The sequence below is a fragment of the Azospirillum sp. Marseille-Q6669 genome (genome assembly GCF_965111635.1).
In genome coordinates this window covers 245,058-258,623 of the sequence record NZ_CBCOOP010000003.1, presented here as the reverse complement: position 1 = coordinate 258,623, position 13,566 = coordinate 245,058, and the positions used below count along the sequence as shown (strand labels likewise).

14 protein-coding genes are annotated in these 13,566 nt (G+C 68.4%); 13 read left to right on the top strand and 1 reads right to left on the bottom strand.

Features of this window, described 5'->3' with window-relative positions:
• Positions 1 to 74: 74 nt before the first annotated feature.
• The 10 genes from ACWPXE_RS18575 to ACWPXE_RS18530 all read left to right on the top strand — a co-directional run bounded on the left by ACWPXE_RS18575 (position 75) and on the right by ACWPXE_RS18530 (position 10,495).
• Positions 75 to 524 carry a MaoC family dehydratase gene (locus ACWPXE_RS18575; RefSeq protein WP_014239679.1) on the top strand — a complete coding sequence of 150 codons (450 nt, stop codon included), beginning with the start codon at positions 75 to 77 and terminating at the stop codon, positions 522 to 524.
• Between the two features lie 179 nt (positions 525 to 703).
• Entirely contained in the window at positions 704 to 1,660 is a 957-nt protein-coding gene (locus tag ACWPXE_RS18570; protein WP_454018964.1) for a bifunctional riboflavin kinase/FAD synthetase, read from the top strand.
• 6 nt (positions 1,661 to 1,666) lie between these two features.
• Positions 1,667 to 1,843, top strand: coding sequence for a hypothetical protein (locus tag ACWPXE_RS18565; protein ID WP_014239676.1), 177 nt, complete (start codon positions 1,667 to 1,669; stop codon positions 1,841 to 1,843).
• A gap of 65 nt (positions 1,844 to 1,908) precedes the next feature.
• The gene (locus ACWPXE_RS18560; RefSeq protein ID WP_454018963.1) at positions 1,909 to 2,391 is read left to right on the top strand and encodes a DUF29 domain-containing protein; all 483 of its coding nucleotides are present in this window, start codon (positions 1,909 to 1,911) and stop codon (positions 2,389 to 2,391) included.
• A gap of 82 nt (positions 2,392 to 2,473) precedes the next feature.
• Entirely contained in the window at positions 2,474 to 3,181 is a 708-nt protein-coding gene (locus ACWPXE_RS18555; RefSeq protein WP_145689012.1) for an orotate phosphoribosyltransferase, read from the top strand.
• Between the two features lie 208 nt (positions 3,182 to 3,389).
• Entirely contained in the window at positions 3,390 to 6,245 is a 2,856-nt protein-coding gene (gene ileS, locus ACWPXE_RS18550; RefSeq protein WP_454018962.1) for an isoleucine--tRNA ligase, read from the top strand.
• A 150-nt stretch (positions 6,246 to 6,395) separates the two neighbouring features.
• The gene (lspA, locus tag ACWPXE_RS18545; protein WP_454018961.1) at positions 6,396 to 6,899 is read left to right on the top strand and encodes a signal peptidase II; all 504 of its coding nucleotides are present in this window, start codon (positions 6,396 to 6,398) and stop codon (positions 6,897 to 6,899) included.
• A gap of 84 nt (positions 6,900 to 6,983) precedes the next feature.
• Positions 6,984 to 7,595 carry a DUF3035 domain-containing protein gene (locus ACWPXE_RS18540; RefSeq protein ID WP_454019386.1) on the top strand — a complete coding sequence of 204 codons (612 nt, stop codon included), beginning with the start codon at positions 6,984 to 6,986 and terminating at the stop codon, positions 7,593 to 7,595.
• Positions 7,596 to 7,722: 127 nt separating this feature from the next.
• Positions 7,723 to 9,129: a M16 family metallopeptidase gene (locus ACWPXE_RS18535; protein WP_454018960.1), complete on the top strand. Its 1,407-nt coding sequence runs from the start codon at positions 7,723 to 7,725 to the stop codon at positions 9,127 to 9,129.
• A 1-nt stretch (position 9,130) separates the two neighbouring features.
• A complete protein-coding gene (locus ACWPXE_RS18530; protein WP_454018959.1) occupies positions 9,131 to 10,495 on the top strand; it encodes a M16 family metallopeptidase in 1,365 nt (454 codons plus the stop codon).
• 57 nt (positions 10,496 to 10,552) lie between these two features.
• Here the strand turns inward: ACWPXE_RS18530 and ACWPXE_RS18525 are convergent, their stop codons facing one another.
• Positions 10,553 to 10,720 (bottom strand): hypothetical protein, encoded by a 168-nt coding sequence (locus ACWPXE_RS18525; protein WP_454018958.1) that lies wholly within the window; start codon positions 10,718 to 10,720, stop codon positions 10,553 to 10,555.
• A 189-nt stretch (positions 10,721 to 10,909) separates the two neighbouring features.
• On the opposite strand from ACWPXE_RS18525, the gene pgi reads away from it, so the two are divergent.
• The 3 genes from pgi (at position 10,910) to ACWPXE_RS18510 (ending at position 13,448) form a co-directional block, all read left to right on the top strand.
• Positions 10,910 to 12,553, top strand: a complete 1,644-nt coding sequence (gene pgi, locus ACWPXE_RS18520; protein WP_454018957.1) for a glucose-6-phosphate isomerase — start codon at positions 10,910 to 10,912, stop codon at positions 12,551 to 12,553.
• A gap of 94 nt (positions 12,554 to 12,647) precedes the next feature.
• Positions 12,648 to 13,133, top strand: coding sequence for a hypothetical protein (locus ACWPXE_RS18515; RefSeq protein WP_454018956.1), 486 nt, complete (start codon positions 12,648 to 12,650; stop codon positions 13,131 to 13,133).
• Between the two features lie 123 nt (positions 13,134 to 13,256).
• Complete coding sequence (locus ACWPXE_RS18510; protein ID WP_454018955.1) at positions 13,257 to 13,448, top strand: hypothetical protein; 192 nt, start codon at positions 13,257 to 13,259, stop codon at positions 13,446 to 13,448.
• Positions 13,449 to 13,566: the final 118 nt, after the last annotated feature.

Below are 13,566 nucleotides of genomic sequence, written 5' to 3'. Positions count from 1 at the left end.
GCATTGCACCATACGTGTTGTCGCACCGCACGGTCGGCGCTTCTGGCCGGTGCTTGATGAAAAGGAACCGCGGTATGGATGATGTTCGCCAAGTCCTGAAGGACAACGAGGGCCACTGCATCGAGGATTTGACCGTCGGCATGACGGCGTCCTTCGCGAAGACGGTTACCGAGGCGGACATCGTGCTGTTCGCCGGCATCTCCGGCGACACCAACCCGGTCCACCTGAACCAGGAATACGCCAGCGGCACCATGTTCCAGGGCCGCATCGCCCACGGCATGCTGAGCGTCAGCTTCATTTCCGCCGTTCTCGGCACCAAGCTGCCCGGTCCGGGCGCCATCTACATGAGCCAGACCGTGCGCTTCAAGGCGCCGGTCCGCGCCGGCGATACGGTGACCGCCCGCGCCACCGTCACCGAGATCATCCCGGAGAAGCGCCGCGCCGTCGTCCGCACGGTCTGCACCGTCGGCGAGACGGTGGTGATCGAGGGCGAGGCCCTGCTGATGGTCCCGTCCCGCGGGTGATCCCGTCAAGCCCTTAGGGCGGGCAAGCCTTCAACAAGCGAAATGACTTGCCGGTCGCCGGTGCGTAGACCACGCGCCGGCTCCGGTCTATATAAGACGCCCATGGCATGGCCCGCCCCGGCGGGCCGCCATCGTTTCCGGGGGCCGTGCGCGGCCCGCAGACCATCAGGGCGTGACGCATGCGATTGTTCCGACACACCGCCGACCTGCCGGAGGACGCCCGCGGGGCCGTCGTCGCCCTGGGCAACTTCGACGGGGTGCACCGTGGCCATCAGGCGGTGATCGCCACCGCTCAGCGGATCGCCCGCGATCTCGGCGCGCCCTCGGCGGTGATGACCTTTGAGCCGCACCCCCGCTCGGTCTTCCGCCCGGACGACGCCCCCTTCCGCCTGTCGCCCTTCCGCGTCAAGGCCCGCCACATCGAGGCGCTGGGCGTCGATCTGCTGTTCGTCTGCCATTTCGACGAGAGCTTCCTGCACAAGACCGCGAACGCCTTCATCCAGGAGGATCTGGTGGCCGGGCTGGGCGTGCGGCACGTCGTCTGCGGCTACGACTTCCTGTTCGGCCATGGCCGCGGCGGCGATCCCGCCCTGCTGCGGCAGGCCGGCGCGGCCCACGGCTTCGGCGTGACCGAGGTCGGGCCAGTGGCCGACGATGCGGACGGCGTCTATTCCTCCACCCGCGTGCGCGACGCGCTGGTCGCCGGCAACCCGCGCGAGGCGGCCCGGCTGCTCGGCTCACCCTGGGAGATCGAGGGGCGCGTGGAGCATGGCGACCACAAGGGCCGCACCATCGGCTTCCCCACCGCCAACGTCGAGCTGGCCGACTACCTCCGTCCCGCCTTCGGCGTCTACGCGGTGCGCACCGGGGTGGACCAGGGGGCGGGCACGGTCTGGCGCAACGGCGTCGCCAACCTGGGCCGCCGCCCGACCGTGGGCGGAACGGTGGAGCGGCTGGAGACCCACATCCTCGACTTCGACGGCGACCTCTACGGCCAGCATCTGCGCGTCCAGCTCATCGAGTTCCTGCGGCCGGAGCGCAAGTTCGGCAGCTTCAACGAGCTGAAGGACCAGATCGTCCAAGACGCCGCCGCCGCCCGCGCCGTGCTGGCCCGGGAACCGCGGTCGGAAGGCTGAGCGACGATGGACCGCGTGATCCTTCTGCTCTTCATCCTGAACCAGGGCGGCCCGACCACCATCGAGTTCCAGACGATGGAGCAGTGTAAGGCCGCCGAGCCCGCCATCGTCCAGGCCTACCGCGAGATGACCGGCAACCCGGTGCTGACCCGCTGCATCGCGCTGGCGCTGCCGGGGAAGTGAGTCCATATGGACCGCCCGCGGTGTTCCAGGTTAACCTGACGCACGGATTCCACCGGGAGGGTCCCATGCCCGACGGCCACCTCTACGACACCGACTGGTACGCCTGGACCCTGGAGCAGGCCGCCACGCTTCGTCGGATGGCGGAGACGCGCGTCAACTCCGAGTTGGATATGGAGAATCTGGCGGAGGAGGTCGAGAGCTTGGGCCGCAGCCAGGAAAGCGCGCTGGTCAGCGCCCTCACCAACGTCATCGAACATCTGTTGAAGCTGGAGCATTCGCCCGCCCCGGCGCCACGCAACAAATGGATGCTCAGCGTCGTGGAACAGCGCGGCCGGGCGGTCTACGCGCTGGAGGACAGCGGCACCCTGGCGCGCAAGGCGCCCGATCTTCTTCCGAAGGCGTGGAAGCAGGGGCACCGGCTGGCGGTCAAGGCTCTGGAGCTGTTCGACGGCGTGGCGCCCGAAGCCCTCCCCACCGATTGCCCCTACAGCCTCGCCCAAATTCTGGACGACGACTTCATCCCGGCCAACCGGCACGGGCTGGGCTGACCGGCAAGGACCGGCCATTGCGATTCGCACGCCGGGGGGCTACACACGGGGCAGTTTGAGCCTCCCTGGGAGCCGTTAGGCCATGACCACCGCCGCTTTGCCCGCCCCTGCCAATGGTGACCGGGCGACCATCGCCGCCACCGCCGCGAAGATCCTGCTGGAAATCAAGGCGCTGCATTTCAACGCCGAGACGCCCTTCATCTTCACCTCCGGCTGGGCGAGCCCGGTCTACACCGACTGCCGGCGCATCGTGTCCTTCCCGCGCGCCCGCAAGGCGCTGATGGACTTCGCCGTCCAGACCATCGAGCGCGAGATCGGCTACGAGAGCATCGACGCGGTGGCCGGCGGCGAGACGGCGGGCATCCCCTTTGCCGCCTGGATCGCCGAGCGGCTGGAACTGCCCATGCAGTATGTCCGCAAGAAGCCGAAGGGCTTCGGGCGCAACGCCCAGATCGAGGGCGTGCTGACCGAGGGGCAGCGGGTCATCCTGGTCGAGGACCTCGCCACCGACGGCAAGAGCAAGGAGAACTTCGTCACGGCGCTGCGCAACGGCGGCGCCACCGTGACCGACAGCTTCGTGATCTTCCATTACGGCATCTTCCCGCAATCGAAGACCAACATGGACCGCATCGGCGTCCGCCTGCACGAGCTGTGCACCTGGTGGGACGTGTTGAAGGTCGCCCGCGAGAACCAGTACTTCGACGAGAACACCCTGTCGGAAGTCGAAAAGTTCCTGAACGACCCGGTCGGCTGGTCCGCCGCCCACGGCGGCAAGGCCAGCTTCGACTGACGCCGCCCGGAGGCGCCGCGCCTTGACCGCACCGCCCACACCGCTAATATCCCGCGCGATGCTGCATCCGGCGTGGGTCATGGCGCGTATGGCGCGAATTACCAACCCGGCCTCCTGAGGGGGGCCGGGACCGCCTCGTTTGTGCGTGCGTCGGGGGCCTGACCGCTGCCGCCCGACGGTTCTGCTTCAGGTTCAGGAAATCCCCGACATGACCCGCGACTACAAGTCCACCGTCTTCCTGCCCCGCACCGACTTCCCCATGCGCGGCGGCCTGCCCACCAAGGAGCCGGAGCTGCTGAAGCGCTGGGAGGACATGGGCCTCTTCCAGCGGCTGCGCGAGACGGCGAAGGGCCGTGAGAAGTTCGTCCTGCACGACGGCCCGCCCTACGCCAACGGCAACATCCACATCGGCCACGCCGTCAACAAGGTGCTGAAGGACGTCATCGTCCGCTCGCGCCAGATGCAGGGCTTCGACTCCAACTACGTCCCCGGCTGGGACTGCCACGGCCTGCCCATCGAGTGGAAGATCGAGGAGAAGTACCGGGCCGAGGGCAAGGACAAGGACGAGGTTCCGCTCAACCAGTTCCGCGCCGAGTGCCGCCAGTTCGCCCAGAAGTGGGTGGACGTGCAGGCCGGCGAGTTCCGCCGCCTGGGCGTCGAGGGCAACTGGGCCGACCCGTACCTGACCATGACGCTGCCCGCCGAGGCGCAGATCGTCCGTGAGATCCACAAGTTCGCCATGAACGGCGGCCTCTACAAGGGCGCCAAGCCGGTCATGTGGTCGGTGGTCGAGAAGACCGCGCTGGCCGAGGCGGAGATCGAATACCACGACCACACCTCGACCACCGTCTTCGCGCGCTTCGCCATCTGGGGCTCGCCGGCGCCGGAGGTCGACGACGCCAACATCGTCATCTGGACGACCACCCCCTGGACCCTGCCGGGCAACCGCGCCATCGCCTTCGGCGAGGACATCGAATACGCGACCTACAAGGTGCTGGCGGTCGAGGAGGGCAGCCTCGCCGAGGTCGGCGAGCGGCTCGTCATCGCCACCGCGCTGGCCGAAAGCGTCTTCAAGGAAACCAAGATCGCCGACGCGCGGCTGCTGCACCGCTTCCCCGGCTCGCGTCTGGCCGGCGGCTACTGCCACCACCCGCTGACCCGCAGCGGCTACGACTTCAAGGTGCCGCTGCTGGCCGGCGACTTCGTGACGACCGACGCCGGCACCGGCTTCGTCCACATAGCACCCGGCCACGGCGAGGACGACTTCCACCTGGGTCAGGCCAACGGCATCGAGGTGCCGCAGACGGTCGGCGAGGACGGGCGCTACTACGACCACGTCCCGCTGTTCGCCGGCCTGCGCGTCTACACCGCCGAAGGCAAGCCGGGCGAGGCCAACGGCGCCGTGCTGAAGGCCTTCCAGGAGGTCGGGGCGCTGCTCGCCAAGGGCCGCGTCAAGCACAGCTACCCGCATTCCTGGCGCTCGAAGGCCCCGCTGATCTTCCGCACCACGCCGCAGTGGTTCATCTCCATGGAGACGAACGACCTGCGCAAGACGGCGCTGCAGGCGATCTCCGACACGACGTGGTTCCCCGCCCAGGGCGAGAACCGCATCCGCGCGATGATCGAGCAGCGCCCGGACTGGTGCATCAGCCGCCAGCGCGCCTGGGGCGTGCCGATCGCCCTGTTCGTCCGCAAGGACAACGGCGCGATCCTGCGCGACGCCGAGGTGTTCAACCGCATCGCCGACATCTTCGAGAAGGAAGGCTCCGACGCGTGGTTCGCCCGCCCGGCGCAGGACTTCCTCGGCAACGCCTACCGCGCCGACGACTACGAGCAGGTCAGGGACATCGTCGACGTGTGGTTCGAGTCCGGCTCGACCCACGCCTTCGTGCTGGAGCAGCGGCCGGAGCTGAAGTGGCCGGCCTCCCTCTATCTTGAGGGCTCCGACCAGCACCGCGGCTGGTTCCACTCCTCCCTGCTGGAAAGCTGCGGCACGCGCGGCCGGGCGCCCTACGACGCGGTGCTGACGCACGGCTTCACGCTCGACGAGCAGGGCCGCAAGATGTCCAAGTCGCTGGGCAATGTGGTCGCCCCGCAGGAGGTCTGCGACAAGTACGGCGCCGACATCCTGCGCCTCTGGGTGGTCAGCACCGACTACACCGAGGACCAGCGCATCGGGCCGGAGATCATCAAGTATCAGGCCGACCACTACCGCCGCCTGCGCAACACGCTGCGCTACATCCTCGGCGCGCTGGCCGACTACACCCCGGCGGAGCGCATCGCCGTCGCCGAGATGCCGGAGCTGGAGCGCTGGGTCCTGCACCGCCTGTCGGAGCTGGACGCCCTGGTCCGCGGCAAGATCGAGGCCTACGACTTCCACGACCTGTCGGTGGCGATCCACAATTTCTGCGCCGTGGAGCTGTCGGCCTTCTACTTCGACGTCCGCAAGGACAGCCTCTACTGCGACGCGCCGGGCTCGGTCCGCCGCCGCGCGGTCCGCACGGTGATGGAGCATCTGCTCTCCACCCTGACCGCGTGGCTGGCACCGATCCTCTGCTTCACCGCGGAGGAGGCGTGGCTCGCCCGTCCCGCGGGCCTGACCGGCGTCGAGGGCTGGACCGAGGAAAGCGTCCATCTGCGCGTCTTCCCGGCCATCCCGACGGAATGGCGCAACGACGATCTCGCCGCCAAGTGGGAGTCCATCCGCACCGTCCGCCGCACCGTCACCGGGGCGCTGGAACTGGAGCGGGCCAACAAGAAGATCGGTTCGTCCCTGCAGGCCAACCCGACCGTCTTCGTGGACGCGGCGACCAAGGCATTGCTCGACGGCGTGGACTTCGCCGAGATCTGCATCACCTCGCAGATCACCGTGGCGGAGGGCACGGCGCCTGAGGGCGCGTTCGTCCTGCCCGACGTGGCCGGCATCGCGGTGGTGCCCGGACTCGCCGAAGGGGGCAAGTGCGAGCGCTGCTGGAAGATCCTTCCGGAGGTCGGCACGAACGCCGCACACCCGACGCTGTGCCTCCGTTGCGCCGAAGCCGTGGACGCGGAACCGGCGTTCTAATACGCGTTGCCGGAGCCTGCGCCTTATCCCCTCTCCCCTCTGGGGAGAGGGTTAGGGTGAGGGGGTTCCGCTTCCTCGACGCGTCCGGCAAACGCGCAACCCCCTCACCCCGACCCTCTCCCCAGAGGGGAGAGGGAGCAGGAGCACTTCATGAGCAGCCTCTCCACGTCCGGCAGCCGCAGCCACACGGTCTTCGGCCTGTCCGTCGCCGCGCTGGTGGTGGTCCTCGACCAGCTCACCAAATGGTGGATCCTCGACGTGGTCATGCAGCCCTACCCACGGGTCATCGAGGTCACGCCCTTCTTCAATCTCGTGCTGGCCTGGAACACCGGGGTCAGCTTCGGCACCTTCGGCAGCTCCCACGCCTGGATGCCCTACGTGCTGGCCGCGGTGGCCTTCGCCATCGTGGTGGCGCTGCTGCTGTGGCTGCGGCAGGCTGACCGGCGCTACCTTGCGCTGGCGCTGGGGATGGTGATCGGCGGGGCCATCGGAAACGTGATCGACCGGTTCCTGTACGGGGCTGTCGCCGATTTCCTCGATTTCCACATCGGGGGGTGGCATTTCTGGGCCTTCAACGTGGCAGACAGCGGAATCAGCGTCGGCGTGGCGCTTCTCGTGCTGGATGGGCTGTTCGCCGGCCGCGAAAAGTCGTAATAGTTCACGCGACGGAGCCGCTATAAGGGACGCGGCCCGACGACAAGCGGCCTGACGACTAGACGACGGGACTCGAACGTGACCATGCTTTCCTTCGCCTCCTCCATCGCGCGGCGCTCCACCCGTTCCCTGGGGCGGGGTCCGCTGCTGGGCTTGGCGCTCGTCGCGCTGGCGCTCACCGGATGCACCGACGTCCGCCGCTCCATCGGCCTCGACCGCACGAGCCCGGACGAGTTCACGGTCGTGTCCCGCGCGCCGCTGACCATGCCGCCGAGCCTCGCCCGCCTGCCGGAGCCGCGCCCCGGCGCGGCGCGCCCGCAGGACGCCACGTCGGCCGCGGTGGCCGCCGCCTCGGTCTTCGGCGGCTCCTCGCGCGCCACCGCCGCGGGCGGCCGGACGGCTGCCGGTACCGCCGGCGAGTCGGCCCTGATCGCCCAGGCCGGCGCCAAGAGCGGCATCGAGCCGGGCATCCGCAACAAGGTCGACCAGGAGACGACCCAGCTCGTCGTCGCCGACAAGAGCTGGATCGACTCCCTGCTGTTCTGGCAGACGCAGGAGCAGCCCTACGAGGTCGTCGATCCGAAGAAGGAAACCCAGCGCCTGCGCGAGGCCCAGGCCACTGGCAAGGCGCTGAACGACGGCACCATCCCGACCATCGAACGCAAGCGCCGGGCGCCGCTGGAGGGCCTGTTCTAAGCCGATTTCGGGGACCCAATTCAGGGCATTGTTCCGGGCGCTTCGCCGCACCAGTATCTAGGGGGCGTTCCCAGACGGGGACGCCCCCTTTTGCATTCCCGTCCCCTTCGCTCCCAACGAGAGGCCCATGCTCCCCAACGGCCCCACCGCCCCGCCACCCTGGAAACGGCCCTGGCGTCGGCTTGCCGCCGCGGGCGTCCTGGCGTTCGCCCTGGCCGGCGCCACCGCCGCCGCCGCCCCCGCCTTCGCCGCCGAGAAGGGCGTCTTCTTCCCGGAGACCTTCACCCTGTCCAACGGCATGCAGGTCGTGCTGGTGACCAACCAGCGCGTGCCGGTGGTCACACACATGGTCTGGTACAAGGTGGGCGCGGCGGACGAGCCGCGCGGCGTGTCGGGCATCGCCCATTTCCTAGAGCATCTGATGTTCAAGGGGACGGAGGAGGTTCCGCCCGGCGCCTTCTCCCGCATCGTCGCCAAGAACGGCGGGCGCGACAACGCCTTCACCTCCTGGGACTACACGGCCTATTTCCAGAACGTGGCGCGCGACCGGCTGGAGCTGGTGATGAAGATGGAGGCCGACCGCATGTCGAACCTCCGCCTCACCGACCAGCTGGTCTATCCGGAGCGCGACGTCATCATCGAGGAGCGCCGCCAGCGCATCGAGAACGAACCCGCCGACCGCATTGGCGAGCAGGTCAACGCCACCCTCTACGTCCACCACCCCTACGGCACCCCGATCATCGGCTGGCCGCAGGAGATGGCCACGCTGACGCGGGAGGAGGCGGAGTCCTTCTACAAGAGCTGGTACGCGCCCAACAACGCCGTGCTGGTGGTGTCCGGCGACGTGACGGCGGAGGAGTTGAAGCCGCTCGCCGAGAAATACTACGGCGGCATCCCCACCCGCCCGGTGCCGGAGCGCGTCCGCGTGCAGGAGCCGCCGATCAGCGCCGCCCGCCGGGTCATCCTGCGCGACGACGAGGTGCGCCAGCCCTCGATCCGCCGCAATTGGCTCGCCCCCTCCTACCGCACCGACAAGGAGGGTTATGCCTACCCGCTCCAGGTGCTGTCGGAGATCATGAGCGGCGGCCCGACCTCCCGCCTCTACCGCAGCCTCGTCGTCGAGCAGCGCATCGCGACCTCGGCCTGGCTGGGCTACAGCCCGTCGTCCTGGGACATGACCTCGCTGGCGGCGGGCGCCTCGCCGGCTTCCGGCGTCACCATGGAGAAGCTGGAAGCGGCGCTGGAAGCCGACATCCGGACGCTCGTCGAGAAGGGCGTGACCGAGGAGGAGGTGGCCACCGCCAAGAAGCGCATGCTGGCCGAGGCCGCCTACGCCCGCGACAGCCTGACCGGCCCGGCCCAGACGCTGGGCGCCGCCATCGCCACCGGCCAGAGCATCGACGACGTGGAGAACTGGCCGGTGCGCATCGACGCGGTGACCGCCGATCAGGTCAACGCCGCCGCCCGCGCCGTTCTGGGCCAGACCAACCACGTCACCGGCCTTCTGCTGCCGCTCCAGGACAAGGGAAGCTGAGATGATCGTCCTATCCAAGCGCCTCGTGTCCAAGCGCGTCTTCGGCGTCTGTCTTTTCCTTTTCGCCTTCGCCATCACCACTCCGGCAGCCGCCATCGAGATCAAGCGGGTGGTCAGCCCCGGCGGGATCGAGGCATGGCTGGTCGAGGACCGCAAGGTCCCCATCATCGCCCTGGAATGGGCCTTCGAAGGGGCCGGCGCGTCCGACCCCAAGGGCAAGGAGGGCCTCGCCAACCTCGCCGCCCGCACGCTGGACGAGGGCGCCGGTCCCTATGACAGCCAGGCCTTCGCCGCGCGGCTTCAGGACAACGCCATCGCGCTGGGCTACGACGCCGGACGCGACGGCTTCGGCGGCAGCCTGCGCACGCTGAGCGACCGCCGCGACGAGGCGTTCGAGCTGACCCGCCTGTCGCTGGCCGAGCCGCGCTTCGACGCGGAGGCGGTGGAGCGCATGCGCGCCGCCGTGCTGTCCAGCCTGCGCCGCGATCAGGCCGATCCCAACTACGTCGGACGGCGGCTGTTCTATTCCACCGCCTACCCCGGCCACCCCTACGGCGACGAGATCCGCGGCACGCTGGAGTCGCTGCCGACGATCACCCCGGACGACCTGCGCGGCTTCGTGAAGACCGGCTTCGGGCGCGACCGGCTGGTCGTCGCCGCAGCGGGCGATATCAGCCCGGAGGATCTCGGCCGCGCGCTCGACCATGTGTTCGGCGGCCTGCCCGCCACCTCCGCGAACGCCGCCATCCCCGACGTCGAGCCGAAGGGGCTGGGCGAGACGCTGGTCGCCACCCGACCGACCGCGCAGACCGTCATGCTGATGGGCCAGACCGGACTCAAGCGCGCCGACCCCGACTGGTACGCGGCGACCGTGATGAACTACGTCCTGGGCGGCGGCGGCTTCGGCTCCCGCCTGATGGAGGAGGTGCGGGAGAAGCGCGGCCTCAGCTACGGCGTCTACAGCTACCTGATCCCGATGGACCATTCCGCGCTGGTCATGGCCGGCGGCAACACGGTGAACGCCAAGGCCGGTCAGGCCCTGGACATCATGCGCCAGGAATGGAAGCGCATGGCCGACCAGGGCGTGACGGAGGAGGAACTGGCCGACGCCAAGACCTACCTCACCGGCAGCTTCCCGCTGCAGCTCAGCAGCACGCAGGCGATCGCAGGCATCCTGCTCCAGGTCAAGCGCGACGAGTTGGGCATCGACTATCTCGACCGCCGCAACGCCTTCATCAACGGCGTCACCCAGGCGGACGTGCAGCGCGTCGCCAAGCGGCTGCTCGACCCCAACCGGCTGCTGACCGTGCTGGTCGGCCGTCCGGAAGGCGTGACCGCGACGCGGACCATCGACGGGGGGAGCTGAGAAAGGCGCCGCGGTGGGCCCCCCACCGCGGCGACCCTTCTTACGCCAGATCCGGTCTTACGCCAGATCCGGCTGGCTCCCCGGAAAGCGCGGATCGCCGGGATCGATGGGGCGGCCCGGCACCTTGCCGGGGATGATCCCCACCTGATCGGGCCGCTCGTCCTCGCGGCGTTCCTCCTCGGCCGGACCCGGCGGGTTCAGTTCGGGTTTGTTCGGATCGCTCATGGTCACCTCCTGTCCCGAAAAGAACACAGGGCAACGGTTGCCGGTTTCATCCACCGCCCCGCATAGTCCGCTCAAACTAGACCGCTTCACCTAGACCTTTGTGCACGTTGGATGCGCCGCTTTGGCGCGTACCCGGCGCGCACCGATCGGTGCTAGGCTCCGCGCACGCGAGAAGGAGGCAAAATCCCGATGTCAGCGCTCACCCGTTCGCCCGCCTGGGAAGCCCTGGCCCGTCATCGCCAGGACGTTTCGACCCTCCATATGCGCGACCTGTTCGCCGCCGACGCCGACCGCTTCAACCGCTTCTCCCTGGAAGCCTGCGGCCTGCTGTTCGATTATTCGAAGAATCGCATCACCGAGGAGACCCGGACCCTTCTGCTCGACCTCGCCCGCCAGCAGGACGTGGAAGGCTGGCGCGACCGCATGTTCGCCGGGGAGCGGATCAACATCACCGAGGACCGCGCCGTCCTGCACACCGCGCTGCGCAACCGCTCCAACCGCCCGGTCATGGTGGACGGCCAGGACGTGATGCCGGAGGTGAACGCCGTCCTGCACCGGATGGAGCGCTTCGTCCGGCAGGTCCGCGACGGCGCCTGGACCGGCTACACCGGCCACCCGATCACCGACATCGTCAACATCGGCATCGGCGGGTCCGACCTTGGCCCGGTGATGGTGACGGAGGCGCTGACCCCCTACCTGCACCCGCAGATCGGCGTGCATTTCGTCTCCAACGTCGACGGCACCCACATCAGCGAGACGCTGGAATGGCTGGACCCGGAGACGACGCTGTTCGTCATCGCGTCCAAGACCTTCACCACCCAGGAGACTCTGACCAACGCCCACACCGCGCGGCGCTGGTTCCTGGAGAGCGCCGGCGACCCCGCCCATGTCGCCAAGCATTTCGTCGCTGTCTCCACCAACGAGGCGGAGGTGCGCAAGTTCGGCATCGACCCGGACAACATGTTCGGCTTCTGGGATTGGGTCGGCGGGCGCTATTCGTTGTGGTCGGCGATCGGGCTGTCCATCGCGCTCGGCATCGGCATGGACCGCTTCACCGAGCTGCTGGCCGGCGCCCACGACATGGACGAGCATTTCCGCACCGCGCCGCTGGAGCGCAACATGCCGGTGCTTATGGCGATGCTCGGCGTCTGGTACGTCAATTTCTGGGGCGCCAAGTCCCACGCCGTGCTGCCCTACGACCAGTATCTGCACCGCTTCCCGGCCTATCTCCAGCAGTTGGACATGGAGAGCAACGGCAAGACGGTGGACCGGCAGGGCGCGCGGGTGGATTACGCCACCGGCCCGGTGGTCTTCGGCGAGCCGGGCACCAACGGCCAGCACGCCTTCTACCAGCTGATCCACCAGGGGACGGAGCTGGTGCCCGCCGACTTCCTCGCCCCGGCGGAAACCCACAACCCCATCGGCGACCATCACCGCATCCTGCTGTCGAACTTCTTCGCCCAGCCGGAAGCCCTGATGCGCGGCAAGACCGCCGACGAGGTGCGCGCCGAGATGACCAAGTCCGGCAAGCCGGCCGACGCCATCGAGCCGCTGGTTCCCCACCGCGTGTTCGAGGGCAACAAGCCGTCCAACAGCATCCTGTTCAAGAAGCTGGACCCGCACACGCTGGGCGCGCTGATCGCGCTGTACGAGCACAAGGTGTTCGTCCAGGGCATCGTGTGGGCCATCAACAGCTTCGACCAGTGGGGCGTGGAACTGGGCAAGCAACTGGCCGGCAAGATCCTGCCCGAACTCCAGAACGGCCCGACCACCGCGTTGGGGCACGACAGCTCGACCAACGGGCTGATCGGCTGGTACCGCAAGCACCGCTGAGCGGCGGAGGATCGCCTTCCGGTTTTATTGCCAAAGGGGGAAAACAACCATAAAATCATCGTCACGGGATTGCTCGACCGTGAGGGATGCTCTGATGGACGTTTCACCCCCTTTGGCTGGCGCCCCGGCCGTTGCCACGACGAAGACCATGTCGGCGGCCCAAGGCGGCGCAATCAGCTCTCCTGGGGCGGCAACGACCGCCACCACCACCACGGGCGCCAAGGACACGCTGTCCCTGAGCCCCCTGGCGGCGAGCCTGAAGGGGCCTTCGCTGGACCTGTTCAACAAGCTGAAGCAGAACGAGCGCACCCTGCTCAACGGCCTCGTGGACAGCGGCAAGGTCACCGGCGGCGACGTGAACAACGCGCTGATGGGCAGCCTGAAAATGGCTCGGTCCACGGCCTTCATGAACGGAGGCCGGATGTTCGAATCCCAGAACCGCGGCCTCTTCGCCCGCGCCAACACCGTCACGGCGGATGAGATGCTGAAGGCGACCGACGACACGCTGGCCCGGCGCAAGGAACTGGTCGCGCGGCTGGGAGAATTGGACAAGAACGGCCAGGGCGGCTCCGACGACTGAGATCCTGCGCGCTCTTTCCGGAGTGGAGCCCGGCGCGGGCACCGGGCAACCCAGCGCGGAACCCATGGCAACCGCCGGGCGACCGCCCATTTACGCCAGACCCGGCTCATCTCGCCCTATTACATGAAGTTGGGCGACCCCTTTTTCATCCGCAGCGGCGAAGAGGAAGCGGCAAGCAACAAGCTGAAGGACGCTGGCGTCTCCCTGTCCAGCCTCACGGACGCCGCCCGCGGCATGGGCGAAGACGATGTGGCAGGCATGGTGAGGGAACAGGCGTCACATAGGGCCGAGATCATGCGGAGGAACGGCGGCTGAGTCAGCGCAGCGGGGCGCTCCCGCAGTAAATCCTTGTGCAGCACATCGATCGGGCGTAGGGTTCACGCCATGAACCCCGTGCGCCTCACCTCCTCCGCCCTTCTGGGGCGATTTTGGT

Excerpts from the sequence above, each read along its gene's own strand:
- ACWPXE_RS18575 (WP_014239679.1), top strand. The coding sequence starts at position 75 with ATGGATGATGTTCGCCAAGTCCTGAAGGACAACGAGGGCCACTGCATC.
- ACWPXE_RS18570 (WP_454018964.1), top strand. The coding sequence starts at position 704 with ATGCGATTGTTCCGACACACCGCCGACCTGCCGGAGGACGCCCGCGGG.
- ACWPXE_RS18565 (WP_014239676.1), top strand. The coding sequence starts at position 1,667 with ATGGACCGCGTGATCCTTCTGCTCTTCATCCTGAACCAGGGCGGCCCG.
- ACWPXE_RS18560 (WP_454018963.1), top strand. The coding sequence starts at position 1,909 with ATGCCCGACGGCCACCTCTACGACACCGACTGGTACGCCTGGACCCTG.
- ACWPXE_RS18555 (WP_145689012.1), top strand. The coding sequence starts at position 2,474 with ATGACCACCGCCGCTTTGCCCGCCCCTGCCAATGGTGACCGGGCGACC.
- ileS (WP_454018962.1), top strand. The coding sequence starts at position 3,390 with ATGACCCGCGACTACAAGTCCACCGTCTTCCTGCCCCGCACCGACTTC.
- lspA (WP_454018961.1), top strand. The coding sequence starts at position 6,396 with ATGAGCAGCCTCTCCACGTCCGGCAGCCGCAGCCACACGGTCTTCGGC.
- ACWPXE_RS18540 (WP_454019386.1), top strand. The coding sequence starts at position 6,984 with ATGCTTTCCTTCGCCTCCTCCATCGCGCGGCGCTCCACCCGTTCCCTG.
- ACWPXE_RS18535 (WP_454018960.1), top strand. The coding sequence starts at position 7,723 with ATGCTCCCCAACGGCCCCACCGCCCCGCCACCCTGGAAACGGCCCTGG.
- ACWPXE_RS18530 (WP_454018959.1), top strand. The coding sequence starts at position 9,131 with ATGATCGTCCTATCCAAGCGCCTCGTGTCCAAGCGCGTCTTCGGCGTC.
- ACWPXE_RS18525 (WP_454018958.1), bottom strand. The coding sequence starts at position 10,720 with ATGAGCGATCCGAACAAACCCGAACTGAACCCGCCGGGTCCGGCCGAG.
- pgi (WP_454018957.1), top strand. The coding sequence starts at position 10,910 with ATGTCAGCGCTCACCCGTTCGCCCGCCTGGGAAGCCCTGGCCCGTCAT.
- ACWPXE_RS18515 (WP_454018956.1), top strand. The coding sequence starts at position 12,648 with ATGGACGTTTCACCCCCTTTGGCTGGCGCCCCGGCCGTTGCCACGACG.
- ACWPXE_RS18510 (WP_454018955.1), top strand. The coding sequence starts at position 13,257 with ATGAAGTTGGGCGACCCCTTTTTCATCCGCAGCGGCGAAGAGGAAGCG.